The sequence below is a fragment of the Streptomyces sp. MI02-7b genome, assembly GCF_033793585.1.
Taxonomy (GTDB): domain Bacteria; phylum Actinomycetota; class Actinomycetes; order Streptomycetales; family Streptomycetaceae; genus Actinacidiphila.
In genome coordinates this window covers 1-25,959 of sequence record NZ_JARAWX010000034.1, presented here as the reverse complement: position 1 = coordinate 25,959, position 25,959 = coordinate 1, and the positions used below count along the sequence as shown (strand labels likewise).

The following is a 25,959-nucleotide window of genomic DNA, read 5'->3' as shown; positions in this document are numbered from 1 at the left end:
TCTCTCGTGAGCCGCCCCCCTGTCGGCGGGGGAAGCCTCTGAGTTTCCTCTGAAACGTCGCTGTGGCTCCCCGTTCAGAGGGTACGCAGAGGTTCGGTGGTGATGCTGGGCGCGCCGACACCCGATCGAGCCCCAGGGAACTCCATGGCCACGACATCCACGAGTGCCGCATACGAGGGCCGCCACGTGCAGCACCGGCGGCCGCCTCGCAGCGTCGTCCCGGTGCTCGCGCCGCTCGTCATCTGGGCGGGCGCCGCCGGGACCCTGGCGCTGTGGTGGAGCGACACCTCCTCCGTCGTCGGCCCGGCGGGCTGGCTGACCGGTGCCGGCCGCATCACCGGGCTCGTCGCCGGATACGCATGCGCGGTCCTGCTCGCCCTGATGGCCCGGGTCCCGCTCCTGGACCACGGTGTCGGTACCGACCGGCTCGCCCGCTGGCACGCGTGGGGCGGACGCTGCACCGTGTCGCTGGCCCTGGCCCACACCCTGCTGATCATCTGGGGCTACTCCCTGGCCTCGCACAGCTCCCTCGTGGGGCAGACCACGACCCTGGTCCTGGACTATCCCGACCTGCTCAAGGGCACCGCCGGTTTTCTGCTGTTCCTCGCCACAGCGGTCCTCTCTGCCCGTGCGGCCCGCCGGAGGATGAGCTACGAGACCTGGCACTACCTGCATTTCCTCACCTACCTGGCGGTCTTCCTCTCCTTCGGCCACCAGCTCTCCAACGGTGCGGACTTCGTCGGCGACCGGGCCGCCCAGGCCGCCTGGTACGCGCTGTACCTCTCTGTCGCCGCCATGGTCGCCTGGTACCGCTTCGCCGTGCCCGTCCGGCGCGGGCTGCGCCACAGGCTCAGGGTCGTCGCGGTCCGGCCGGAGGCGCCGGGCGTCGTGTCCGTCCACCTCGGTGGTGAGCACCTGGACGAACTGGGCGGCGTACCGGGGCAGTTCCTGCGCTGGCGCTTCCTCACCCGCGGCCTGTGGTGGACCGCCAACCCGTACTCCCTGTCCGCCCCCGCCCACCCGCGGCACCTGCGCATCACCGTGAAGGCGGCAGGCGGCCACAGCCGGGCACTGGCCCGGCTGACCCCCGGCACCCGCGTCTGGGCGGAAGGCCCCTACGGCGGCTTCACCGCGAACCGCCGCACCGCGGCCAAGGTGCTGCTGCTGGCGGGCGGCGTCGGCATCACACCTCTGCGGGCCCTGTTCGAGACCCTGCCGGGCCAGGTGACCCTGGTCTACCGGGCGCGCCGCCCCGAAGACCTCGCGCTGCGCGGCGAACTCGATGCGATAGCCGAGCGCCGTCGCGCGACCGTCCACTACGTCGTCGACACCCCGGAACGGTTCTCCTCGCCCCTGACGGCACAGGGGCTGAACGGCCTCGTACCCGACCTGGCCGACCACGACGTCTACCTCTGCGGCCCGCCGCCCATGGCGGAAGCCGCTGTCCGGGCCCTGCGCGAGGCCGGTGTGCCGGCGCGCCGCATCCACCACGAGTCGTTCGCGTTCTGAGGAGTACCGCCGTGCGCCGAGCCGTCCTCACCACGACCGGGACCAGCGCCCTGATCGTTGCGCTGCTCTCCCTCAAGCCCCATCATCCGGCCCCTCTGGCAGACGCTCCGGCGGCCCCCTCGCCGACCTCTTCCTCACCGCCGTCCGGACAACAGGCGGCCTCGGGCGGGACCGCTGCCACCAGCGGCACCTTCACCGGTACTCCCATCGACACGCGCTACGGGACGGTCCAGGTGGCCGCCACCCTCACCAGAGGGAAGATCACCGCCGTCCGGGTCCTGCAGGCACCCGACGAGAACGGCCGGGACCAGCAGATCGCCTCCTACGCCCTGCCGCGCCTGACCCAGGAGGCGCTGGGCGCCCAAAGCGCCCACATCGACGCGGTGTCCGGCGCCAGCTACACCAGCCAGGGTTACATCCAGTCCCTGCAGAGCGCTCTGGACCAGGCCCGTGCGTGACACTGAGCAGGGTCTGCGACACGTCGAGCACGTCATGGGCACCGTCTTCTCCTTCGACATCCGGGACAGGCCCACGACCGCGATCCACCGTGCCCTCGGCGACGCCGTCCGCCACCTGCACACCGTGGACGCGGTGTTCTCCACGTACCGGCACGACAGCGCCGTCAGCAGGCTCGGCCGCGACGAGATCCGCCTGGCCGACTGCCCGTTGGAGGTTCACGAGGTGCTCTCGCTGTGCGCCCGGGCGAACCGCGACACCGAGGGCTGGTTCAGTGCCGTGGCGGACGGCACCCTCGACCCTTCCGGCATCGTCAAGGGCTGGGCCACCGAGAACGCCTCCCGGCTGCTCCACGAAGCCGGCGCACTCCACACCTGCGTCAACGGCGGCGGTGACATCCAGGTCCGCGGCCAGGCCGCTCCCGGAACACCGTGGCGCATCGGCGTCGCCCATCCGCTGCATCCCGCGGAGCTGGCCACGGTCGTGATCGCGAACGGAGACCTGGCCGTCGCCACCTCGGGCACCGCGGAACGCGGCGCCCACATCCTCGATCCCCACGACGGCTCGCCCGCCGCGGGACTCGCCTCGGTCACCGTCGTCGGATCCCGCCTGACGATGACCGACGCCTACGCGACCGCGGCCTTCGCACGGGGTGAGGAGTCCCGCGACTGGCTGGAATCGCTGGCGGGGTACGAGGCACTCGCCGTCCTGCCCGACGGCCGTACCTGGCGCACCTCGGGATTCGACCGGCTCGCCTCCTGAGCGGCTCTGTCGCGTGCAGTCCGCCCGGGTCCCGGCCGCGCGGCGGCACAATGGCCGCTCGCCACAGGCCCCGCGGGGCCCGGGTTCGTTCAGCGGGCCGGGAACAGCCGCGTCTGGAGGCGCATCACCAGGTATCCCAGGACGGACAGGCTGCAGGCGATGGCCAGGTCCCCCGCCGAGACGGGGTCCGTGCCCAGCAGCACGCGCAGCGGGGGCAGGCAGACACCGGCGATCTGCAGCGCGAGCGCGGTGGTGACGGCCACCAGCAGGAAGGGGTTGTCCAGCGAACCGTGACGAGCCCGGGACGCCAGGGCGATGCCCAGCTGGGTGGCGCCGAGAACGAGGAAGACCGCCGCGGCGCACGCCTGAGGGTGGTCCACACGTGGACCCGCCCGCTGCTGAGGATGGGGCAGTGGCCGGTCTCACCGCGGCAGGACGTGCCGGCCCAGGCCCGTCAGCACGAGGACCTCGCCCGGTTCGCGACGGCCGAGCGGGCCGAGCAGTTCCCCGACGTCGCGGTGCGGGTACACACCGTCTCCGGTCCGGCCGCCGCCGCTCTGGTCGAGGCGAGCCGGTCAGCGGACGTGCTGGTCGTCGGCGCCCGGCGGCAAGGCGACCCACTGGGAATGCGCATGGGCCCCGTGACACACGCGGTGCTCCATCACGCGCACTGCCCCGTGGTTCTCATTCCGATCGGCTGAATGCCGCTACCGGTGGCACATCCCGGCTGGAGCGCTCAGGCCTGGCGGTGTGCCCAGGAAGGTTCGACCTCCGACCACTCCCTGTCCCAGGCATCGGCGCGACGCCGGTCGATCCGCAGCCGTACTGCCCAACGGCCCGCCAGGAGCAACGCACTCGTTCCCACGGCGCCGTGGATTCCCGTCACCACCCCTTGTACGCGCGCCTGCCCGGGAGTCGGCGGGGCCACCTCCTGGATCCGCCCGCCCCGGTCGACCCAGACAGTGGTGATCGAACCTGCCGGGCTGTCCGAGTCCACCCGGGCGCTTCCGGTGTGCACCGAGCCATCGGGAGCGGCCCATCGCACGGGTGCTTCGACCTTGCCACGGGAGCCCGTGTAGGCGTTGGGCACGGCATGGGCGGCGTCCTTGGTCACCACGGCGGCGACCCGACGCATGTCCTGTCCCTGCCGGAGTGCGGAGTCCTCCGCGCGGAACGCGGTGACCGCGCCTACCGCCGGTGCTCCGACGGCTGTCAGAAAGGCCGCCGCGACCCCCGTCCACGCTGCGAGAACGTCCGATCGGCGCCGAAGCGGATTCCGCCGCTGACGCCAGAGCACCGTCGTCGCGTCCATGGCCACGCCCCCTTGTCTCGTACCGCGACGATCGCACGGGGCCGGCCGAACGCGGCAGGGGCCGAAGAGGCAGGGCCCAGGGGCCGTGCGGGTCGATCCCCGCATTTCATGGGCCCGTTCGGCCCTGGTGTGCGTACGGCTCATGGGCGACGATCGTCGGGACGGAACGCCACACAGGGCAGGGGGCCGGGATGACCGGTGCACGGGAGTTCACACCACAGACGCCGATCAGAGTGTTCCTGGTCGACGACCACGAGGTGGTGCGCCGCGGTCTGCACGACCTGCTCGACGCGGAGCCGGACATCGAGGTGGTCGGAGAGGCGGGCTCGGTGGACCACGCACTGGCCCGCGGGCCGGCCCTGCGCCCCGATGTGGCGGTCCTCGACGTGCGTCTCCCGGACGGGGACGGCATCGCGGTCTGCCGTGAACTGCGTTCCCGCCTGCCGGGACTGGCCTGCCTGATGCTGACTTCGTTCGACGACGACGACGCGCTGCTGGACGCCATCATGGCCGGTGCGGCGGGCTATGTCCTCAAGCAGATCAAGGGGGCCGACCTGATGTCCGCCGTGCGGACAGTGGCTTCCGGCCAGTCGATGCTCGATCCGGCCACCACCGCTCGTTTGATGAGTAGTCTGCGCCACCAGGAGGACCCCGGCACCAGCCAGGAGGACGTGACGCTGGCCGCACTGTCCCCGCGGGAACGGGAGATTCTCGAACTCATCGGTGAGGGCCTGACGAACCGCCAGATCGGCAGCCGGCTGTTCCTGTCGGAGAAGACCGTGAAGAACCACATTTCCCGGCTGCTCGCGAAACTCGGCGTCGAACGCCGCATCCAGGCCGCCGTCCTCGCCACTCAGCACCAGGGCACGGGCACGGGGGGCACCGCACCCCGTCCTTGAGATCGGGCCACGTGGCCCCTCGCTCCGGTCCGGTCGGCCCCTCCCGCCCGGCACGGCCCGGCCGGAACCTTGAGACAGGTTCCGGCTGGAGGGAGAGTGCCATGCCGACTTCGGTCATCGACGCGGTGGCCCTGGAGAAACTGATCTCCGCCGCGGTAGCCGCACCGTCGTTCCACAACAGCCAGCCGTGGCGTTTCCGGCTGGAGCCGGAGACCGCCACGCTCTTGGTGCGGGCCGTGGGGGAGCGGGGGCTGAGGGAGGTCGACCCGATGGGCCGGGCCGTGCATCTGTCCGTCGGCGCCGCGGTGTTCAATCTGCGGGTCGCGAGCGCACACCTCGGCTGGGAACCGGTCGTCCGGCTGCTGCCGGTGCCGGCACAGCCGGACCTGCTGGCCTCCGTACGCCTGGCCGGTCCACCCCGCGCCGCTCCGGAGCACCGCGGGGACCTGTATCAGGCGCTGTGGCGCCGGCACAGCAGCCGCTTCCCGTTCTCGGCCCACCGGCCTGCGGGACCCGTCCTCGCCGAGCTGACGGACGCAGCGCACACCGAGGGCGCGGCGCTGCACCTGCCGGACGCGGACGAGACGGAGAGGCTGCTCGAGCTGACCGCGGAAGCCGAACGACGAGACGCCTCCGACACCGCGCGCCGGACAGAAAGCCGCAGCTGGATCCGCGACGGCGCGCGGGACGGGTTGCCGACCGCAGTCCTCGGCCCGCTGGACTCCTCGGGTCGGCTGCCGGTCCGCGACTTCTCCGCGCTTCGACCCGAGAACCAGGTGCCCGCCGCCGCCTTCGAACAGCGCCCGCTCATCGCCGTCCTGTCCACCGCCGACGACCGGCCCGCAGACTGGCTCCGGGCCGGTCAGGCACTGGAACGCGTGCTGCTGGTCGCCACGACGCACCGGCTGCGCGCGTCGCTGCTGCACCAGGCGTTGGAGTGGCCGGACCTGCGCTGGGAGCTGCGCAGTACCGGCAGCGGACCGGTGCACGTCCAGATGCTCATCAGGCTCGGCTACGGTCCCGAGGGACCGGCGAGTCCCCGCAGGCCGGCAGCGGAGGTCCTGGAGGGGCCGCGGTGACGACTACCTGTCGAGCGGTACCCGCCACCGCAGGAGCGCTCCGCCGTCGGCGCCTGTGCCGGCGGTGAACGACCCGCCCAGTGCACGGGCCCGCTCGGAGAGGTTGTCCAGGCCGCTGCGGCGTCCGCCGTCGGGGATGCCCACGCCGTCGTCCGTCACGGTCAGGGTGACTTCGCCGTCGGCGACGACCAGGGACACGTCCGCGGAGCGGGCTTCGGCGTGCCGGGCGGTGTTCGACAGGGCTTCGCCCAGGACGGCGACGACGTTCTCGGCGACGGGGGCCGGTACGTCGGTGTCGATCAGGCCCTCCATCCGCAGGGCGGGGGTGAAGCCGAGCGCGGGCACCGCCCGTTCCACCTCGCCCGCGATCCGCACCCGCAGGCCCTTGCGGCCCGGTCCGGCATCGTGGGCGCGCAGGCCGAAGATCGTGGACCGGATGATCTTGATGGTCTCGTCCAGGTCGTCCACCGCGCGCAGCAGCCGCTCGCTGGCCTGCGGGTGATCGACGAAGCGCACCGCGCTCTGCAGCGTCATGCCCGTCGCGAACAGCCGCTGGATGGCCAGGTCGTGCAGGTCGCGGGCGATACGGTCACGGTCCTCCAACCGGGCCAGCTGCTCGGCGGAGCGGCGCCGCTCGGCCAGTTCCATGGCGAGCGCGGCGGAACCCGCGAAATCCGTCAGCGGCGCCGTCTCGATCCCGGTGAACTCCGGCTCCCCCTGCGCCCGGGCCAGCAGCAGCGCCCCGCGCACACCCTCGCTGGTGCTCATCGGCACGGCCACGGCCGGCCCCAGCCCGCCGAACCGGGGGGGCCCCGCTGTGACGCGGGGGTCCCGCCCCACCTCACAGCTGGTGATCAGTTCGCCTTGCGCCATCGCGGCCCCCACGAACGACCCCTCACGCGGCAGAACGAGTCCTCGATGCGCGGCGGCGTCGATGCCGGTGGCGATGGCCATCCGGACGTCGCCGGTCCCCTCGACCGGCAGCGCCACCGCGCCGAGGTCCGCGCCCAGGATGCGCCGGCCGTGCTCGACGATCAGCTCCAGCACCCGGGACTCCTCGGCGCCGGACAGCAAACTGGCGGTGATCTCGGCGTTCGCCTCCAGCCAGCGCTGCCGGGACCGGGCCTCCTCGTACAGCCGGGCGTTGTCGATCGCGACACCGGCCGCGACCGCGAGCGTCGACAGCACGGCCTCGTCCTCGCCGTCGAACTCCTTGCCGCCGCGCTTCTCGGTCAGGTAGAGGTTGCCGAACACCTCGTCGCGGACCCTGATCGGGACGCCCAGGAACGAGTGCATCGGCGGGTGGTCCGCCGGGAAGCCGTACGAGGCCGGGTGCTCGGAGATCTCCTCCAGCCGCAGCGGCTCGGGATGGCGGATGAGTTCACCCAGGATGCCGTGGCCGGACGGCAGCGGGCCGATCGACTCGACCTGATCGCCCGGGATCCCCACCGTGAGGAACTGCGACAGCCGGTCGTCGCCCCCGATGACGCCGAGCGCGCCGTACTCCGCGTCCACGAGCACGACCGCCGCCTCCACGATCCGGCGCAGCGCCTGCGACAGATCCAGCTCGCGCCCCACCGACAGCACGGCCTGCAGCAGGCTGTGCACCCGGTCCCGCGTCCCGCGCACGGCATCGATCCGGATCTGCAACTCGTCCAGCAGGTCGTCCAGCTGCAGCCGCGGCAGGCGCTGCTCACCCTTGTCGGGCTCCATCCCCATGGATTCCTCCATCAGGCACGGGAGGGGGTCTCTCCGGTTCTCAACATAGCGGCATCGGGTAGGCATCGAACGCTCTTCCGGCCAGGTCGTGGCAGGTGACAGGAGTCGCCGCGGAGGCTCGCGGGGTCAGACATGGTCCCGTCGCAGCGGGTGGACGACCGGCTTCCCGCCCGTCGAACGGTCCGGCCCCAGGACCGCGAACGCGGCCGCCTTCTCAGTCGCCGTTCTGCCGGGCGCGCACCCAGGCGGCGTACGCCGTCAGGGCGGTCGGCAGCGTCGGGAAGACGCGGTCCCGCCCCACCGCCTCGGTCAGACCGTAGGCGTCCAGGTCGTCCATCAGGTCCTGCTTGACCCGGGCGAGCGCGAACACGACGCCGCGGCCGGTCAATTCGAGACGCAGAGCGTCCACCGCGTCCAGGGCGGTGATGTCGACCTCGACGTTGGCCTCGGTGTTGAGCACGAACCAGCGAACCGGCCCGTCCTGGGCGTCGACCGCGGCGAGGGCCCTGCGGCGGAAGTCCTCGGCGTTGGCGAAGAACAAGGGCGAGTCGTAGCGGTAGACCAGCAGGCCGGGAATCGTGCGGGCCCGCGGGTAGTCGTCCACGTCGTGCATCCCGGCGAGTCCGGGGACAAGGCCCTCGATGGCGTCGTGCGGACGGGCCACCCGGAAGAGCATCTCGGCGACCGACAGCGCGACGGCCACCAGCACGCCGTAAAGGATGCCGAGGGCGAGTACACCGAGCAGGCAGGCGAGGGCAAGCAGCAACTCACGGCGGCGGAAGCCCGCCAGCCGCCGGAAACCGGGCAGGTCGATCAGCCGGCAGGCGGCGAAGACGACGATCGCGGCGAGCACCGCTTCCGGCAGGCCGGACAGCAGCCGGCCCAGGAAGAGCAGCACGCACACCACGGCCACGAAGGCCACCAGGGAGTACACCTGGCTGCGGCTCCCTGCCTGGGCCCCCAGCGCCGTCCGGCTGGCGCTGCTGCTCACCGGGAAGCCGTGCAGCACACCCGCGCCGAGATTGGAGGCCCCGAGCGCCAGGAGTTCCTGATGGGGATCGAGGCCGTGTCCGGCACGCGCCGCGAAGGCCCGGGCCGTGAGGATGACGTCGGTGTAGCCGACCAGCAGCACACCGACCGCCGGCAGCACCAGGTTCGGCAGGTTGCCGGGCGCCGGCAGCGACGGGCTCGGCAGGCCCGAGGGCACCTCCCCGATGACGGCGACACCGTGCCCGCGCAGTCGGAGGACAAAGACCGCGACCGTGCCGAACACCACGGCCAGCAGCGGGCCGGGGGCCATCGGCGTCCAGCGCCCCACCAGGAGGAGGAAGACGAGGGCGCAGGCGGCCACGAGCACGGTCGGCGGCTGCGCCCGCGGCAGGTGCGCGAGGAAAGACGCCACCTGCGGGAAGAACGCGGTGCCCGTCACGGGTACGCCGGTGAGTTTCGGCAGCTGATCGACGATCATGATCATTGCCACGCCCGCCAGGTAGCCGACCAGTACCGGCCGTGACAGCAGGTCCGCCACGAATCCCACCCGGGCGGCCCAGGCGACCACCGCCAGCAGGCCGACCACCACCGCCAGCGCCGCGGCCAGGACCGCGTACCGCCCGGGATCGCCCGCGGCCAACGGCCCCACCGCGGTCGCCGTCATGAGCGCGGTCGTCGACTCCGGACCGACGGACATCTGCCGGGACGATCCCAGCAGCGCGTACAGCACCAGGGGTGCCAGTGCCGCCCACAGCCCGGCGACCGGCGGCAGCCCGGCGAGCCCCGCGTACGCCATGACCTGCGGCACAAGGTAGGCAGCGACCGTCAGCCCGGCGAGGAGGTCACCGCGCAGCCACGACCTGCGGTACCCGGTCATGACCGCGACCCCCGGCAGCGTCCTGCGCCACGTCCGCGACTTCCGCATGCGCCCATCCTGGCCCCGGGAATGCGAGCCGGCGCAGATATCGCGAGGAGCAGGCATGTCGGGTACCTGTCCGGACGACCGGAGAAGGCACCTTCCCGCGGGCGCCGGGGCCGGGCGGGAGCCCTCGGCGGCCGTCGTGCCGCGCCACCCTCACGGCTCTCCGGCTCCGCGCCCGGACGCCGGGCCCGGCACCGGGCGGGAACGGGACGGGAGCGGCCCCGGGAGTGCCGGCGCAGGGTCCACGGAGGGCCGTCCGGCCCAGGCCGTCGCCCGGCCGGCCCTACCCAGCGGGCCCCGGGCGGGGACAGGCTGCAGGGAACGACCGTGACGTTCCGGAGGAGCCATGTCGTCGAACGGCATTCCCGCAGCAGAACTCGCAGCCCTGGACGCCCACTGGCGCGCCGCGAACTACCTGGCCGTCGGCCAGATCTATCTGATGGCCAATCCACTCCTGACCGAACCGCTGCGCCCCGAGCACATCAAGCCCCGGCTGCTCGGCCACTGGGGCACCTCACCGGGCCTGAACCTGGTGCACACCCACCTCAACCGCGTCATCGGCGCCCGCGGCCTGCACGCGCTGTGCGTCTGGGGCCCCGGTCACGGGGGTCCGGCGGTGCTCGCGAACTCCTGGCTGGAGGGCAGCTACACCGACACGTACCCGGACGTCACCCGGGACGCGGCCGGCATGGCCCGGCTGTTCCGGCAGTTCTCCTTCCCCGGCGGCGTGCCCAGCCACGTGGCCCCCGAGACGCCCGGCTCGATCCACGAGGGCGGCGAGCTCGGATACTCCCTCTCGCACGCGTACGGAGCCGCCTTCGACCACCCGGACCTCCTGGTCGCCTGCGTCATCGGCGACGGCGAGGCGGAGACGGGCCCGCTGGCCGCGTCCTGGCACTCCAACAAGTTCCTCGACCCCGTCCACGACGGTGCCGTGCTCCCTATCCTCCACCTGAACGGTTACAAGATCGCCAACCCGGCGGTGCTCGCCCGCCTCCCCGAGGCCGAGCTCGACGAACTGCTGCGCGGCTACGGCCACGACCCGCTGCACGTCACCGGCGACGACCCGCCGGCCGTGCACGCCGCGATGGCCGACGCCATGGACACCGCCCTGGACCGCATCGCCGGAATCCAGCGTGCCGCCCGCAACGGCGGCGGCACGGCCGAGCGCCCGCGCTGGCCGGTGATCGTGCTGCGCACCCCCAAGGGCTGGACCGGTCCGGCCGAGGTCGACGGCGTGCCGGTGGAGAACACCTGGCGCGCCCACCAGGTCCCGCTGCCCGGTGTCCGCGACAACCCCGCCCACCTGGCCCAACTGGAGGCGTGGCTGCGCTCGTACCGGCCGGAGGAGCTCTTCGACGGGGAGGGCCGGCCGCGTGAGGAGGTGCTGGCCTGCGTGCCCGCGGGCGACCGCAGGCTGGGCGCCACGCCGTACGCCAACGGCGGTCTGCTGCTGCGCGACCTGCCGGTTCCGCCGCTGGAGCGCTTCGCGGCCGAGGTCGGCAAACCCGGCGCCTCCTTCCACGAGCCGACCCGGGTGCTCGGCGGGCTGCTGGAGGAGGTGATGGCGGCCACCGCCGAGCGCCGCGACTTCCGGCTCGTCGGGCCCGACGAGACCGCCTCCAACCGCCTGGACGCGGTGTACGGGGCCTCCGGCAAGGCATGGCAGGCGCACACGCTGCCGGTGGACGAGCACCTGGACCGGCACGGCCGGGTCATGGAGATCCTGTCCGAGCACACCTGCCAGGGCTGGCTGGAGGGCTACCTCCTCACCGGGCGGCACGGGCTGTTCTCCTGCTACGAGGCGTTCGTCCACATCGTCGACTCCATGGTCAACCAGCACGTCAAGTGGCTGCGCACGACCCGCGCGCTGCCCTGGCGGCGTCCCATCGCCTCCCTCAACTACCTGCTCACCTCGCACGTGTGGCGGCAGGACCACAACGGCTTCTCGCACCAGGACCCGGGCTTCATCGACCACGTGCTGAACAAGGCGCCCGAGGTGGTGCGGGTCTACCTGCCGCCGGACGCCAACACCCTGCTGGCGGTGGCCGAGCACGTCCTGCGCAGCCGCGACTACGTGAACGTGGTCGTCGCCGGCAAACAGCCCTGCCACGACTGGCTGGACCTGGCGGCCGCCCGCGCCCACACCGCCCGCGGCGCCGGCGTGTGGGCGTGGGCCGGCACGGAGGACGGCACGCGCGAACCGGACGTCGTCCTGGCCTGCGCCGGGGACGTGCCCACCCTGGAGGTCATGGCCGCCGCGTCGCTGCTGCGCAGGCACCTGCCGGAACTCGCCGTGCGCGTCGTCAACATCGTCGACCTCGCGCGTCTGCTGCCCCAGGACGAGCACCCGCACGGCATGGCCGACCCGGAGTACGACGCCCTGTTCACACGCGACAAGCCGGTCGTCCTCGCCTACCACGGCTATCCGTGGCTGATCCACCGCCTGGCGTACCGCCGGGCCGGCCACGCCAACCTGCACGTGCGCGGCTACAAGGAGATCGGCACCACCACGACGCCCTTCGACATGGTGCTGCGCAACGACCTCGACCGCTACCGCCTCGTCATGGACGTCATCGACCGCGTCCCCGGTCTCGCGGTACGCGCCGCGCCCGTAAGGCAGTTGATGGAGGACGTACGCCTGCGGCACCACTCCTGGATCCGCGAGCACGGCACCGACCTGCCCGAGGTCACGGGCTGGTCCTGGCCGGGATGAGCACACACGGCCCAAGGGCCGCCCCCCACGCGGGGGGCGGCCCTCGGGCTTTCCGGACGCCGCCGCCCAACAAGCCCTCGCGGCAGGGCTGTTCGGCCCCCAGGGAATGGGCCTTCGGCCCACGGCGGTGCGCCGCGTCCGGCGGGACAGTGAACACGCGACAAAGACGCCACCACCCACCGTTCGCGCACCGTCCCGAAGGGATCAGCATCATGGCCATCCAAGGACACCCCCACCGGCACACCGGGCTCCGCCTTCCGTCGCTGCGCAGGACCGGAGCCGCGCAGGCATCCGGCGAGGAGGCGACCACGGCCGCCGCGATCCGCGCGTACGTCTTCGCCGGCCTGCGTGTCCTGACCGGTTTCGTCTTCCTGTGGGCCTTCCTCGACAAGACCTTCGGCTTCGGCTACGCCACCGCGTCCGGCAAGGGCTGGATCGACGGCGGATCGCCCACCAAGGGTTTCCTCAGCGGTGTGGCCGCCGGACCGATGCAGTCCACGTTCCACAGCTGGGCCGGCGCCGGCTGGGTGGACTGGCTGTTCATGCTCGGCCTGCTCGGCGTCGGTGCCGCCGTCATGAGCGGTGTGGCACTGCGCCTCGCCGCCATCGCCGGCACCGCCCTGATGGCGATGATGTGGATCGCCGAATGGCCGCCCGCGAAGCACCTGGCCGACGGCTCGCCGAGCATGTCGACCAACCCGTTCGCCGACTACCACGTCATCTACGCCGTCGTGCTGATCGCACTGGCCGCCGTCTCCGCCGGCGCCACGTGGGGCCTGGGCCGGGTCTGGGCCCGTCTGCCCCTGGTCCGCGACCACGCCTGGCTGCGCTGAGCGCCTGATCGAGACGCGTCAAGCGGCCCGGGGACGTACGTCCCCGGGCCGCCGCGTCGGTTGAGCCATCGGCGCGTACGGGGACGAGTGGCGGCTCGCGGCTGGGGCCTTTGATGCGCCGTATGGGCCGCTCGGTCCCGCGAGGGGACCTGCGGCCCATGCGGTCGCGGGAGCCGCAGGGCACGCTGGTGACAGTAGCCACGCCGGTCACGCCACTCTCCGTGAGGGGGTCATCGTCATGGTGCGTCCTGTCATCGCCGGCCTGGACGGGTCGGCCGAGAGCCTGTCGGCCGCCGACTGGGCGGCCCGTGACGCCTCCTCGCGGGGGCTGCCCCTGCGGCTGCTGCACGTCTGGGAGAGGCAGCCCTATGCCCAGGCGCCCCTGGGAGGGCCCGTGGCCATGCGTGCGTGGGCCGAGAGTGTGCCGAGGGAGGCCGCCGACACCCTGCGCCGACGCTACCCGCAGCTGGAGATCAGCTCCGAGGACATCGCCGGACGGCCTGCCGCGGTCCTGTCCTCCGCCGCCGAGGGCGCCGAGGTACTGGCGCTCGGTTCGCGCGGCCTCGGGGGCATCACCGGCTTCTTCGTGGGCTCCGTGGCCCTCGCGGTGGTCGCCTCAGTGCACCGCCCGGCCGTCCTGGTGAGATCCGGGACGAGCGCCGAGGACGAACACCTTCCCGACGCCGACGGGCCGGCCTCGGCCACCACCCCCTACCGGGACGTCGTTCTCGGCCTCGACCTGGACCATCCGCACGACGCCCTGCTCGGCTTCGCGTTCGAGGCGGCCGCCCGCCGGGCCGCGCGCCTGCGGGTGATCTACGGCTGGACGCTGCACCCGTACGTGCACGGCACCGGCACGGTGCTGCCCGACCTGATCGGGGAGATCGCCTCGGAGTTCGACAGGGCGCTCACCCACGCCCTGCGGCCATGGCGGCTGAAGCATCCCGATGTGGACGTCGAGGCCCATCAAGCCGTCGGCCGAGCGGCCGACCACCTGGTGGACGCCTCCGCCGACGCCTGCATGGTCGTGGTCGGCCGCCACATACGTCGCTCCTCGGTCGGCAGCCACATCGGCCCGGTCACCCACGCGGTGATGCATCACAGCGCTGCCCCTGTCGCCGTGGTCCCGCACACATGATCATGTCGGCCCCGGCGCTGTGAATACGGCTCTCCCGCTCGGGCCCCGCACGCGTGGCGCCGCGAAGGGCAACGCGGCGATCCAGCCGTCCGGTCCCGGTCAGGCGTGACCCGCACCCCGTCCTGGCCCGGTGTTCGCACGGGGGCCGGGACGGGCTTGGCGGCGAACCGCCAGACGAGAGGGTGCGATGCGGGCTGTGGGCGCCCTCTGCGGCTGGTCGGGTTTTGCGTTAGATGACCGGTCGCCTATTCTGGCTCCCTACCCCGTGAGCCGGAAACGGGTGCGCTGCGAACCGCGGTCGCCCAGGAACGGCCCCCCTGCCGCACGGGCAGCCCCCCACACACACAGGAGCAGCTATGTCCACGTACCGCGCCTTCGAGGCCACCGGCGTTCACAACCTGCGGCTTGTCGAGCGTGATCTCGCCGACCCCGCACCAGGACACGTCCGGTTGCGAGTCGAGGCCTGCGGCGTCTGCCACAGCGATGTGCTGGCCGTGGAGGGCCTGCGCCCGGATCCCGCGCAGCCTGTCGTCCCTGGGCACGAGGTCGTCGGCGTCATCGACGCCGTCGGGGCCGGCGTCACCGCCTGGCAGCCCGGCGACCGCGTCGGCGTCGGTTTCCTGAACGGCCAGTGCGGGGAATGCGAGCCGTGCCGCCGGGGCGACTTCGTGAACTGCCGCTACCAGCAGCAGACGGGTACCACCGTGGACGGCGGCTACGCGGAGGTGACGTACGCCCGCGCCAGCGGGCTGGTGCGAATCCCCGAGGGCATATCGGCGATCGACGCCGCCCCGTTGCTGTGCGCCGGTCTGACCACCTTCACCGCACTCCAGCAGGGGCCGACGCGGGCCGGTGCCCTCGTCGCCGTACAGGGCATCGGAGGTCTGGGGCACCTGGCACTGCAGTACGCCCGGAGCCTTGGCTACAAGGTCGCCGCCGTGGCGCGGGGCAGCGAGAAGGAGGCGGCTGCCCGGCGGTTGGGCGCCCACGAGTACATCGACAGCAACAGCGTCGATCCCGGTACCGCGCTCAGTGCCCTGGGCGGTGCCTCCCTCGTCATCGCCACCGCGTCCAGCGGCGCCTCCATGAACGCGCTGGTCCGCGGACTCGCGCCGCAAGGCAGGCTCGTCGTCGTGGGGGCCGCGCCGGACCCTCTGACGATCTCGACCCCCGACCTGATCTTCGGCACTCGTTCCGTCGTCGGGAGCCTGACCGGTTCGTCCATCGAGAACGAGGACAACCTCGCCTTCACTCTCGCCCATGACATCCGCCCGAGCGTCGAGGCCATGCCCTTCTCCCAGGCAGCCGAGGCCTACGAGCACATGCTGTCGGGGGCGGCCCGCTTCCGCGTGGTACTCGACATGGCGTCCTGACGCAGCCGCAGGGGGGGCGGGCGGGCACACGCAGTGCCGGCACCGCCCCTCGCCTTTCCCCGTCTTCGAGCCGTCCGGGCGGGAACGCCATCTCGGCTGCCCCATGGGACGGCGGCCGCAACCCCGCCTGGCGCCCTGCAGTCGCACGGGCTACCGGCGTGCCGGGGCCGGGCCGACGGTGTCGTCGGCCTTGTAGTCCAGCCGCGCATCGACATCGGCCACGCCGTCCACGCCGCGGCACAGGCGGTCACGACCGTCACGAGATCTTTCGGTCCACCACCTCTTCGAGGAACACCTTGCCGTCCTCCACGCGGACGGTGACCGCGTTCGGCGGGAGCCCGAGCGTCTTCACCAGGAGGTCACCGGCGATCTCCTCGCGGATGGCCCGGTCGCGCCGCAGGAAGATCCGCAGCAGGTCGGCGCTGCTGATCACACCGATCAGACGCCTCGTCTCGTCGATCACCGGAGGCCGTCCGCGCGGGTCGGCGAGGGAACCCGTGCCACCGCGCTCGTGGTGGGACATCGTGGCCGTGGCGGCATGGCCGGGTGGCTGCTCGGCTCGGTCGGACTGTCCCTCGCCGGACGCGCGGCCTGTCCGGTCGTCGTGGTCAGGGGGAGTGGCGGCGGCGGGGCACCGGTGCTGGCCCGAAGCGGATCGCGCTCGGCGTCGGCCCGGACGACAACTCCTCGGCGGCCGTGGAGTTCGCCTTCCGCGAGGCCGAACTGCGTGGATGCGGCGTCAAGGCCGTGTACGCATGGCGGATACCGACCGATGAGACGGCCGAATGGACCGGCTACGAGGACGAGGCCGTCAAGGCGCATCAGCGCCGCGCCGAAGATCACCTCGACGAGGCGCTGCGTGCCGCGGCGACCGCCCACCCTGCGGTCCGCTACCGCCGGCATCCTGGCGAGGGCCACCCGCGCACAGTCCTTCTCGCGGCCCTCGACGACACTGATCTGCTCGTCGTCGGTGCCCGCCGCCGCCACAGCCCCTTCGGCCTCCAGCTCGGCCCGGTCAACCACTCCATGCTGCACCACGCCCCCTGCCCGGTCGCCGTCGTCCCACAGCAGGGCTGACCCGAGTGCCGCTCGGGCCCGCCTCGCGGGCGCGGCAGGCCCCTGCGGGCGACACTGGACCGCAGAGGCGGTGCGCCGCCGCGGCTCCGGCCGGTGGACCTCATGTGCCGGCCCGGCCCACCGGTTTCCGGGAGGGATGACGATGCGGGCGTGGACCTGGTCGTACGAGGGCTACGACCCCGCGCAGGAACGGCTGCGCGAAGCCCTGTGCACACTGGGCAACGGCTACTTCGCCACCCGCGGTGCCGCCCCGGAATGCGCGGCGGGGCCCCACCACTACCCCGGCACCTACGTGGCCGGCTGCTACGACCGGCTCCATTCCACCGTCGCGGGCCGGAAAGTCCGGAACGAGGACATGGTCAACCTGCCCAACTGGCTGCCCCTGCGCTTCCGGTTCCGCGACGGCGGGACGTGGTTCAGCCCCGACGACGGATCGCTGCTCGACCACCGGCAGGACCTCGACCTCCGCCGCGCCACCCTCACCAGGACGTTCAGGCTGCGTGATCCACACGGCCGGGTCCTGGCCGTCGAGCAGACGCGGCTGGTCCACATGCACGATCCGCACCTCGCCGCGTTGCGCACCGTCTTCACCGCCGACGGCGACTGGTCGGCCCACCTCGACGTCGAATCCGCACTCGACGGGGACGTCACCAACGCGGGAGTCGCCCGCTACCGGGACCTGAACGGCCGTCACCTGACCCGGATGCACGCGGGGACGTCCGCACCGGACACGGTGTGGCTGAGGTGCCGCACGACCTCGTCCGACATCCGCGTCGCCGTGGCCGCGCGCACCCGCGCCACGACCGCTCCGGAGACCGTCCGCGCGCTGGAAGCGGGGGAGCGCACCGCGGTCCACCGGCTCACGGTCGCGGTGGCACCCGGCCGGCCGGCGGTCGTGGAGAAGACGGTGGCCCTGCACACCTCCCGTGACCCGGCGATCAGCGATCCGCTGCACGCCGCCCTCGACCGCGTCGGCCGCGCGCCCGACTTCAGCGCCCTGCTGGCCACGCACACCGCCGCATGGGAGCAGCTGTGGCGCCGCGCCGCGCTGGACGTCCCCGGCGACGCCGGACGCATCCTGCGGCTGCACGCCTTCCACGTCCTGCAGACCCTCTCCCCGCACACCGCCGAACTGGACGTGGGCGTACCCGCCAGAGGACTGCACGGAGAGGCCTACCGCGGTCATGTCTTCTGGGACGAGCTGTTCGTCCTGCCCTATCTCGACCTGCACTTCCCCGAAGTGTCCCGGGCACTGCTGGAGTACCGCCACCGCCGTCTCGACGAGGCGTGCCGCGCCGCGGCCCATGCCGGACTGACCGGGGCGATGTACCCGTGGCAGAGCGGCAGCGACGGCCGCGAGGAGACCCAGACCCGACATCTCAACCCGCGGTCGGGACGATGGCTGCCGGACCACACCCGCCTCCAGCACCACGTCGGCTCAGCCGTCGCCTACAACATCTGGCGCTACGGACAGGCCACGGGCGACACGGAGTTCCTGTACACCAAGGGCGCCGAGATGCTGCTGCAGATCGCCCGCTTCTGGGCGGCCTCCGCCACCTGGGACCCGCAGTGCGACGGCGCCGGCCGCTACCGGATCCGCGGAGTCGTCGGCCCGGACGAGTACCACGACGCCTATCCCGGCTCCGCGACGCCCGGACTCGACGACAACGCGTACACCAACGTGACCGCCGCTTGGGTGCTCGCCCGCGCCCTGGAACTCTGGCGCACCCTGCCCGCCCCGCGCCGCGACGAACTGCGCGAGCGCACGGCCCTCGGCTCGGAGGAGACGCAGCGCTGGGAGGACGTGTCGCGGCGGCTGTACGTGCCCCGGCACGCCGGTGTGATCAGTCAGTTCGCGGGCTACGGGGAACTGCGCGAACTGGACTGGGAGGGGTATCGAGCACGGTACGGGGACATCCGGCGCCTGGACCGGATCCTGGAGGCGGAGGGAGACTCGGTCGACCGCTACCAGGCATCCAAACAGGCCGACGTGCTCATGCTGGGCTACCTCTTCCCTCCCGCCGAACTCCGGGGCCTTTTCGACCGCCTGGGATACCGCCTGGACGACAGCGACTGGCGCTCCACGCTCGACTACTACCTGCGGCGGACCAGCCACGGTTCGACCCTCAGCGGCGTGGTCCACGCCTGGGTACTGACCCGCGCCCATCGCGCCGACGCCTGGTCCTACGCCCAGGAAGCGCTGCTGGGCGACATCACCGACGTTCAGGGCGGCACCACCGAGGAGGGCATCCATCTCGGCGCCATGGCGGGCACGCTCGATCTGGTCCAGCGCGGTCTGACCGGTATGGAGGCCCGCGAGGACGCGCTGTGGCTCGACCCGGCGCCGCTGCCGCAGTTGTCGCGCTTCGGTTTCACCATCCGCTACCGCGGCCATTGGGGAGTCGGGGTGCACGTCGACGCCCGTCACGTCGGGATCGTCGTCCCCGCCTCCGAATCGGCGCCCGTCCGGGTCCGCGTCGCCGGCCGGACCTGGTCGGTCCCGCCGGGCCGCTCCCGTCTGATCGAGCTGCCGGGCCGCTGAACGGCCCCGCCCGGCCGGCTCGGTCTCCTGGGCCGCGAGGTGTCGGGCCGCGGAGCCGGGGGATCGTCCGGCCGCTCTTGCCGCGCCGCCTGCACACGCCGCCCGCAGGGCCACGGGTGACAGGAGAGGGCCGCCGGACGGCTTAGCGAGCCGGCCGGCCGCCGTCGGGCGTCCCCGAGGGGACTCCCATCCCGGGGAGCCGGCCCGTTCGTCATCGACGGCGGTGGCCTGCAACCGAAGAGCCAAATCCTCCAGTGCCCGGCCCGCGGCGAGTTCATCACCGATCTCGGGGACGGAGTCCGCGGATGTGCGCCGTGCCACGCCCGTGCCGGTGACGTTCGAGGTGTCCCGGGTGGTCAGCACGGCTCGGGCGTGCGTCCGATCACCGTGCTCGGTGATGTAGACCTGAATTCTCCACTGCTCGGCTTCCATCGCGATCACTCCTGAGCTGCTTCTTGGCGGACATGGACCGGTGGCCCGTCCCTATTCGCCCTGATACAGGGGGTCGAGGCCGACGAGGACGACCTTCCCGCGCAGTTCAGCCTCGCGCAGTCCTGGGCTGAAACCCGCTCCGCCGTAGCCGACGGGAGATTGCGTGGCCGACGTCCATGACCTCGGCCCAGCAGGCCGTCCCGACCGAGAGCAGGAGCCCTGGGCGGTTGCCCACCCGGCCCCGGATGCCGATGTCCACGGCGATGCCGGTGCGCCGCGCGGGGACCTGCAGGGTCCCTTCCGCGACCGTGGTGACCTCCGCGTCGAACGTCATCGGGCGCGCCGAAGATCGTGGCGGCGGCGAACCGCGCGGACCCAGGCCCGGCAGACGCTGCGAAGTGCCTTCCGCGGTGCCCGAGCCGAATGCGGGGCGGACACGCCGCCACCCCGTGGAGGACGGTTCCGGTTCGACTGACGAGCGGCTGGGCCGGACGGCCGTGTGGTCGAAGGCGTGGAGCGGCTTCATGATCCTGTACCGAGTAGTCCGGAACGCGGGTGGCGTGGCTCTCGTCGAGCAGGCAGTGCGAGCAGGCAGTGGTCGCGCAGTACGGAGACTGTGTGGACGACGTCGGTGAGCGGCCGGTCCAAGGGGTCGCCGACTTCGCCGACGGTCGTATGAGCAGCGCGGTGTGCCGGACGACGGGCACAAAGTCCGCAGCGCGGCGCCGTGCGGTTTCGGCGCCTCCCCGTCGGGGCTGTGCTCCCGCCCCTGAGCGATCGTCTCCCACGTCACAGGAGAACTCCCTATGTGTCGTGATCGCGGCATCAGCCGTCGGCGGGACCGCTCCGGGGCGGTGACCCACGCCGGCCCGGGTGGCCTCCGGTACGGAACGGGGCCGGCTCCGGCCTCATGAGTCCGTTGCGGAACGGCGCTCGAGATGCCGGACACGGGCATCGGGACCTGGGAAGACAAGGGTCGTCCGGTCCGTGTCCGACCAACGCACGTCGTACGGCGGAGTCCCGTCCGGATGATGGAGTGCGACGATCTCTCCCTCGCGGCGGGTGGCCCCGGTGGCCGGACTCTCCACGACGAGCTGGTCGCCGAGATGGGCGTGCATCTTCGTTCTCCCTTTCTGCGTCGTGTTTTCCGGGGCTCCGGCGTTCAGTCCCCCTGCTTCCGCGCCGGGTAGAAGGTGATCAGTGTGGGAGTGCCGTCCTCCGCGACGACCCGAACTGCCGCCTCGGGTGCGTCCAACGCTGCGACGTCGATCTCCTCCGGGTGCACCATCATGTGGCGCAGCACCACCGGGTAGCGCGGCGGCGTGCCGCCGACCGCAGCGATCACCGCGTCGTCCTTGGGGTCATAGGTGAGGTAGGAGAAGGGCAGTCGCTCGGCTTCGTGCTGGGGCCCGAGGGAGGGGTCCAACACCTCGATGGTCACCAGGTCACCGTCGTGACGCGCGGTGACCCGGTCGAGCACCGTCTTCCAGTCGCTCCGGTCGAGCATGTCGGTGGTCATGATCGTCGTTCCTGTTCTGCTGACGTTCTCACCGCCGGTCCGCCTTCACCGACGGTGCCGGGTCTGCACGACCCCTTGTCGGCTCGGCGTTCTCTTCTCATGGTGCTACGCCGGCCGCCGGTGCAAAGCCCGCCGGAAGGACCACGCGCATGGGCCGTTCGGTCCGCTGTTCGGTCCGGTCGGCGCTGCCATCGCGGGCGACTCGCAGTGCATGGAGGTGTCGCGTGATTCCCGCGTCCGCGATCGCCCCTGACACCTCGTCGCCGTGCGCCGGCCGACGGGAGCCGGACGGCTCGCGCGGTCCACGTGGCCACTTCCAGAACGTGGGCTGCGGCAGCCGGCCGACGGGCGTTACGTCCTCCGTTTCGTCGGGGACGACCTGCCGCCCGCCGTGGCGTTCTGGTCGCTGACCATCTACGACGAGGACATGAACCCCATCCTCAACCCGGCAACCCGCGGTTCGGCCGGAGACCGCACCGCGGTCTGGAAAGAGGCCCCCGCCAGTTCGGACCAGGGGAGCGGCGGGATCGCGGACCCACCGGCCGTGGCCCCCTACCGGTCGGGCCGGAGTGTGTCGGCCGGGGTGAAGTACAGCTTGACCCGGTGTTTCGCCGTCCACCCCGACCTGGCTGGGGCACCCGTGCGGCGGCGCCCCGCGGGTGACGGAACGCCTGGACGGTGAGCCCTCCGGATCCGATGACCGGGGCCGCCCGCAGCAATGCCCCAGCACGGGGGGCATCTTCGGGTGCGGTACGGCGCCAGATGCTGCCCGCTGTGACCAACGCAGCAAGGTCCACACCGACGCAAAGACTGAGGACAGCAGAGTGATCATGACACACCTGGCCAGACGGGCGGATTCGGTCCAAGTCGATTCCTGATGGCCCGAAGCCTGAAATGAAAGGCATGCATATTCTGTTTTTTGGCACACTCGAACTATCGGTGGGATTTGCTCAAGTGGTTGGCTTAGGGGTTCGCGGTCAATTCCGAATTTCCTGAAGAACGACCTTGTGCGGGTGAGTCTCGAGTCAAGATAAAGAATGTGCAACGAACCCTCAGTCGTCATTGACGCGGGTGTAATTCCATTGCGAAAGTCCCACTCGACCCGCAAGGGCCGCGCACCTCACCCGCACGACCTGCGGAGACGGATGCGTTCCCCATGTTTCGGCCGTGTTGCATCACTATGCCACAGCCGGCCGAAACGAAACGTTAATTGTTTCATCACGTCGAACTGAGTGAGAGTGTGTGACTCGTGGGCCGTTATCTGCTGCGCCGACTCGTCAACTATCTGGCGCTGGTCCTCATCGCGGCCTCCCTCACCTACGCCCTCGCGGCGCTGAGCCTGAACCCGAGGGCCAACTTCGCCGGCCGTAATCCCCCGGTGGCCGCCGCGTCGGTGACGCAGACCCTCAACGAGTACAACCTGAACCCCGACACTCCGATCGTGGTGCGCTTCGCGCACTGGGCCGGCGGAGTGGCGCACGGGGACCTCGGACGGACCGTCACCGGGGGCCAGGTCAACGACGAGTTCGCCCGGCGGGTGGGGGTGAGCACCCGGTTGCTGCTGATCGCCACGATCCTGGGCTCGATCGGCGGTGTCATGGTGGGCGCCTGGGGTGCCATCAGGCAGTACCGCGCGTCGGACCGGGTCAACACGCTGGCCTCGTTCTTCATCCTGGCCATGCCCGTCCCGGTGATCGCGGTCACGCTGATGCTGTGGGCGATCGACCTCAACGACGCCCTCGGCTTCAAGCTCATCAAGTACACCAACGAGTACGACCCGGGTCTGACCGGCACCGGAGAGATCCTGCTGAGCCGGCTGCAGCACCTGCTGCTGCCCAGCCTCACCCTGATCCTCATCCAGGTGTCGCTGTACAGCCGCTACCAGCGCAGCACCATGCTGGACGTGCTGGGCAGCGACTTCCTGCGCACCGCGCGGGCCAAGGGCCTGTCCCGGCGGGCGGCGCTGATGAAGCACGGGCTGCGCACCGCCGTGCTGCCGGTGGTCCCGCTGCTGGTCTACAACATCGTGCTGCTGTTCACCGGTGCGACCTTCACCGAGAAGATCTACGGCTGGCACGGCATGGGCGAGTGGCTGGTCAACTCGATCAACACCAACGACGTCAACGCGGTGGCAGCGGTCGGGATGTTCACGGCCTTGGTGGTCCTGATCGCGGGCATCCTCTCCGATCTGCTCTACGCGGCGCTCGATCCGCGCGTCCGGGTGCGCTGAGCACCTACGCCCCCTGCCGCAGCCCCGATCCCGCGTCCTCAGGAGCCCTCAGCGATGGCCGTCCAGACCCCCTCCGTCCAGCCTGCCACCCTCACCGCCCCGCCGACCCGGCGCCGCCGCAGCGGACGGGCCCGGCTCACCGCCGTCCGCTTCGCCCGCAACCGCCTGGCGCTGTTCGGGCTGTGCATGATCGTCCTGCTCTTCGTCATGGCCTACGGCTCCCCGCTGTTCTACAAGTGGAGCTACACGGACCTGGACTTCACCGCCTTCCAGAAGCCGCCCTCGGGGGCCCACTGGTTCGGCACCGACCAGACCGGGACCGACCTGTTCGCCATGACCATGCGCGGCATGCAGAAGTCCCTGGTCATCGGCATCCTGGCGGGCATCATCTGCACGGTCGTCGCCGCCTCGGTCGGCGCGAGCGCCGGCTACTTCGGCGGCTGGGTCGACCGTTCCTTGATGTGGGTGGTCGACCTGCTGCTCGTCATGCCCAGCTTCCTGATCATCGCGGTGCTCTCCCCGCTGTTCCGGGGCAGCACCTGGCTGCTGTTCGTCGTGCTGCTGGCGGCGTTCAGCTGGATGATCACCGGCCGGGTGGTGCGCAGCATGACACTGACCCTGAAGGACCGTGAATTCGTCAAGGCCGCCCGGTACATGGGCGTCCCGGCGCCGGTCATCATCTTCCGGCACATCGTGCCGTCGATGGCCTCGATGCTGATCATCGACGGAACGATCCAGGTCGGCGCGGCCATCATCGGCGAGAGCAGCCTGTCCTACTTCGGCTTCGGCGTGCAGGCCCCCGACGTCTCGCTCGGCACCCTCATCGCCACCGGCACCCCCGCCGCCCCCGCCTTCCCCTGGCTGTTCTACTTCCCGGCCGGCTGCCTGGTCCTGATCTGCCTGTCGATCGCTTTTCTCGGTGACGGGCTGCGGGACGCCCTCGATCCCAATTCCAGCAGTGCCAAGGCCCGTGGCCCGCGCAAGCCCAAGAGCACGTCCAAGGAAGGACGCACGTCGTGACCGAGATGCCCGCCGTGGGCCTCACCGACCTCCGCGTCCCCCTTCGGACGACCGACGTCACGTTCTCGGAGCCGTACAGCCGCGAGCCCGTGGAACTGGGCAACCCGGACGTGACGCAGGTGCGTGGCAAGGACATCGCGATGGTCCTCCTCGACCCGTACAGCGGCGAGACCAGCGCTCGCAGGCGCCCGGGCGCACCACCGAACGTGATGGCCACCGTGCATCCGGTGCCGCGCGCCCATGCCCGCGCCTTCATCGGTGACGGGCTGCGGGACGCCCTCGACCCCAACTCCAGCAGTGCCAAGGCCCGTGGCCCGCGCAAGCCCAAGAGCACGTCCAAGGAAGGACGCACGTCGTGACCGAGATCCCCGCTCTGGAGGTCACCGACCTCCACGTCTCCTTCCCGAGCGAGGCCGGGCCCGTCGGAGCCGTACGCGGCGTGTCCTTCTCGGTACGGCGCGGTGAAGTCCTGGGCATCGTCGGCGAGTCGGGTTCCGGCAAGTCCGTGTCCTCGCTGGCGGTCCTCGGCCTGCTGCCGGAGACCGCCGACATCAAGGGCTCGGTGAAGCTCCACGGCCGTGAGTTGCTGGGCCTGGACGACCGGGAGATGACGAAGATCCGCGGCAAGGACATCGCGATGATCTTCCAGGACCCGCTGTCCGCGCTCACCCCGGTCTACTCCGTCGGCGACCAGATCGTCGAGGCCCTGCGCATCCACCAGGATTTGGACAAGGACGCCGCCCGCAAACGCGCGGTCGAACTGCTGGACCTGGTCGGCATCCCCGACCCGGACCGGCGTGCCGACGCCTTCCCGCACGAGTTCTCCGGCGGCATGCGCCAGCGGGCGATGATCGCCATGGCGATCGCCAACGACCCCGAAGTGATCATCGCCGACGAGCCGACCACCGCCCTGGACGTCACCATCCAGGCACAGATCCTGGACGTGCTCAAGAAGGCCCAGGACGTCACCGGCGCCGCCATCGTCATGATCACCCACGACCTCGGAGTGGTCGCCGGCTTCGCCGACCGGGTCCAGGTCATGTACGCGGGCCGCCCGGTGGAGACCGGCCCCGTCGACGACGTCTACTACACGCCCCGCATGCCCTACACCATCGGCCTGCTCGGCTCCATCCCCCGCCTGGACGACGGCCGCCGCCACGCCCTGACCCCCATCGACGGCAACCCGCCCTCGCTGGTCTCGCTGCCCCCCGGCTGCCCCTTCGCCGCGCGCTGCCCCGTCGCCATCGACGTGTGCCGGCGCGTCGAACCGGAACTGACCGTCCGCGACGGCGGCAACCACCCCACCGCCTGCCACCGCAGCCACGAACTCGAGGACGGCGGCCCCCTCGACCCGGCCACCGTCTACCCGGTACCCGAACTCCCCCCGGCCCCCGCCGACGACGTCCCCCGCGACCTGCGCGAACCCGTCCT

22 protein-coding genes and 3 pseudogenes are annotated in these 25,959 nt (G+C 71.7%); 18 read left to right on the top strand and 7 right to left on the bottom strand.

Annotated elements, in window-relative coordinates:
• Positions 1-144 precede the first annotated feature (144 nt).
• The 3 genes from PV364_RS36430 to PV364_RS36420 are packed head-to-tail and all read left to right on the top strand — an operon-like array spanning position 145 to position 2,727.
• Positions 145-1,509: a ferric reductase-like transmembrane domain-containing protein gene (locus tag PV364_RS36430; RefSeq protein WP_319665171.1), complete on the top strand. Its 1,365-nt coding sequence runs from the start codon at positions 145-147 to the stop codon at positions 1,507-1,509.
• A gap of 11 nt (positions 1,510-1,520) precedes the next feature.
• Positions 1,521-1,967: an FMN-binding protein gene (locus PV364_RS36425; protein WP_319665170.1), complete on the top strand. Its 447-nt coding sequence runs from the start codon at positions 1,521-1,523 to the stop codon at positions 1,965-1,967.
• Entirely contained in the window at positions 1,960-2,727 is a 768-nt protein-coding gene (locus PV364_RS36420; RefSeq protein WP_319665168.1) for an FAD:protein FMN transferase, read from the top strand. The genes PV364_RS36425 and PV364_RS36420 overlap by 8 nt, the downstream gene beginning before the upstream one ends.
• Positions 2,728-2,816: 89 nt before the next feature.
• Here the strand turns inward: PV364_RS36420 and PV364_RS36415 are convergent, their stop codons facing one another.
• Positions 2,817-3,107 (bottom strand): cation transporting ATPase C-terminal domain-containing protein, encoded by a 291-nt coding sequence (locus PV364_RS36415; RefSeq protein ID WP_319665167.1) that lies wholly within the window; start codon positions 3,105-3,107, stop codon positions 2,817-2,819.
• On the opposite strand from PV364_RS36415, the gene PV364_RS36410 reads away from it, so the two are divergent.
• Positions 3,018-3,428, top strand: coding sequence for a universal stress protein (locus PV364_RS36410; RefSeq protein WP_319665165.1), 411 nt, complete (start codon positions 3,018-3,020; stop codon positions 3,426-3,428). The two genes, PV364_RS36415 and PV364_RS36410, sit on opposite strands and share 90 nt — an antisense overlap.
• 35 nt (positions 3,429-3,463) lie before the next feature.
• Here PV364_RS36410 and PV364_RS36405 read toward each other — a convergent pair whose 3' ends face one another.
• The gene (locus PV364_RS36405; RefSeq protein ID WP_319665163.1) at positions 3,464-3,862 is read right to left on the bottom strand and encodes a hypothetical protein; all 399 of its coding nucleotides are present in this window, start codon (positions 3,860-3,862) and stop codon (positions 3,464-3,466) included.
• Positions 3,863-4,230: 368 nt separating this feature from the next.
• Between PV364_RS36405 and PV364_RS36400 the strand changes: the two genes are divergently transcribed.
• Positions 4,231-4,938, top strand: coding sequence for a response regulator transcription factor (locus tag PV364_RS36400; RefSeq protein ID WP_319665162.1), 708 nt, complete (start codon positions 4,231-4,233; stop codon positions 4,936-4,938).
• Between the two features lie 101 nt (positions 4,939-5,039).
• The gene (locus PV364_RS36395) at positions 5,040-6,017 is read left to right on the top strand and encodes an Acg family FMN-binding oxidoreductase (protein WP_319665160.1); all 978 of its coding nucleotides are present in this window, start codon (positions 5,040-5,042) and stop codon (positions 6,015-6,017) included.
• A 3-nt stretch (positions 6,018-6,020) separates the two neighbouring features.
• On the opposite strand, the gene PV364_RS36390 is transcribed toward PV364_RS36395, so the two are convergent.
• Positions 6,021-7,736: a GAF domain-containing protein gene (locus tag PV364_RS36390; protein WP_415924657.1), complete on the bottom strand. Its 1,716-nt coding sequence runs from the start codon at positions 7,734-7,736 to the stop codon at positions 6,021-6,023.
• Positions 7,737-7,950: 214 nt separating this feature from the next.
• Positions 7,951-9,651, bottom strand: coding sequence for a sulfate permease (locus tag PV364_RS36385; RefSeq protein WP_319665159.1), 1,701 nt, complete (start codon positions 9,649-9,651; stop codon positions 7,951-7,953).
• Between the two features lie 343 nt (positions 9,652-9,994).
• Between PV364_RS36385 and PV364_RS36380 the strand changes: the two genes are divergently transcribed.
• From PV364_RS36380 to PV364_RS36350, 7 genes and pseudogenes are all read left to right on the top strand, one after another.
• Positions 9,995-12,364, top strand: coding sequence for a phosphoketolase family protein (locus PV364_RS36380; protein ID WP_319665157.1), 2,370 nt, complete (start codon positions 9,995-9,997; stop codon positions 12,362-12,364).
• Positions 12,365-12,576: 212 nt separating this feature from the next.
• Positions 12,577-13,197: a hypothetical protein gene (locus PV364_RS36375; RefSeq protein ID WP_319665156.1), complete on the top strand. Its 621-nt coding sequence runs from the start codon at positions 12,577-12,579 to the stop codon at positions 13,195-13,197.
• A 238-nt stretch (positions 13,198-13,435) separates the two neighbouring features.
• Positions 13,436-14,335: a universal stress protein gene (locus tag PV364_RS36370; RefSeq protein WP_319665155.1), complete on the top strand. Its 900-nt coding sequence runs from the start codon at positions 13,436-13,438 to the stop codon at positions 14,333-14,335.
• A gap of 356 nt (positions 14,336-14,691) precedes the next feature.
• A complete protein-coding gene (locus tag PV364_RS36365) occupies positions 14,692-15,708 on the top strand; it encodes an alcohol dehydrogenase catalytic domain-containing protein (RefSeq protein ID WP_319665154.1) in 1,017 nt (338 codons plus the stop codon).
• 481 nt (positions 15,709-16,189) lie between these two features.
• Positions 16,190-16,261: pseudogene (locus PV364_RS41420) on the top strand (hypothetical protein); the annotation flags it as partial.
• Positions 16,262-16,404: 143 nt separating this feature from the next.
• Positions 16,405-16,785, top strand: coding sequence for a universal stress protein (locus PV364_RS36355; protein WP_319665151.1), 381 nt, complete (start codon positions 16,405-16,407; stop codon positions 16,783-16,785).
• 142 nt (positions 16,786-16,927) lie between these two features.
• Positions 16,928-19,327 (top strand): glycoside hydrolase family 65 protein, encoded by a 2,400-nt coding sequence (locus PV364_RS36350; RefSeq protein WP_319665265.1) that lies wholly within the window; start codon positions 16,928-16,930, stop codon positions 19,325-19,327.
• Positions 19,328-19,549: 222 nt separating this feature from the next.
• Here the strand turns inward: PV364_RS36350 and PV364_RS36345 are convergent.
• The 3 genes and pseudogenes from PV364_RS36345 to PV364_RS36335 form a co-directional block, all read right to left on the bottom strand.
• Positions 19,550-19,759: pseudogene (locus PV364_RS36345) on the bottom strand (dsRBD fold-containing protein); the annotation flags it as partial.
• Positions 19,760-20,691: 932 nt separating this feature from the next.
• Positions 20,692-20,877: pseudogene (locus PV364_RS36340) on the bottom strand (DUF1918 domain-containing protein); the annotation flags it as partial.
• A gap of 44 nt (positions 20,878-20,921) precedes the next feature.
• Positions 20,922-21,278, bottom strand: coding sequence for a DUF5335 family protein (locus PV364_RS36335; RefSeq protein ID WP_319665149.1), 357 nt, complete (start codon positions 21,276-21,278; stop codon positions 20,922-20,924).
• A 265-nt stretch (positions 21,279-21,543) separates the two neighbouring features.
• On the opposite strand from PV364_RS36335, the gene PV364_RS41415 reads away from it, so the two are divergent.
• From PV364_RS41415 to PV364_RS36315, 5 genes are all read left to right on the top strand, one after another.
• Positions 21,544-21,960, top strand: coding sequence for a DUF1214 domain-containing protein (locus PV364_RS41415; RefSeq protein WP_415924656.1), 417 nt, complete (start codon positions 21,544-21,546; stop codon positions 21,958-21,960).
• 567 nt (positions 21,961-22,527) lie between these two features.
• Complete coding sequence (locus tag PV364_RS36330; protein ID WP_319665148.1) at positions 22,528-23,508, top strand: ABC transporter permease; 981 nt, start codon at positions 22,528-22,530, stop codon at positions 23,506-23,508.
• A gap of 54 nt (positions 23,509-23,562) precedes the next feature.
• Positions 23,563-24,528 (top strand): ABC transporter permease, encoded by a 966-nt coding sequence (locus PV364_RS36325; RefSeq protein WP_319665145.1) that lies wholly within the window; start codon positions 23,563-23,565, stop codon positions 24,526-24,528.
• The gene (locus PV364_RS36320; RefSeq protein WP_319665144.1) at positions 24,525-24,887 is read left to right on the top strand and encodes a hypothetical protein; all 363 of its coding nucleotides are present in this window, start codon (positions 24,525-24,527) and stop codon (positions 24,885-24,887) included. The genes PV364_RS36325 and PV364_RS36320 overlap by 4 nt, the downstream gene beginning before the upstream one ends.
• Positions 24,884-25,959: ABC transporter ATP-binding protein (locus PV364_RS36315; RefSeq protein ID WP_319665143.1), on the top strand; the 1,076-nt coding region annotated here is incomplete at its 3' end. The genes PV364_RS36320 and PV364_RS36315, both read left to right, overlap by 4 nt.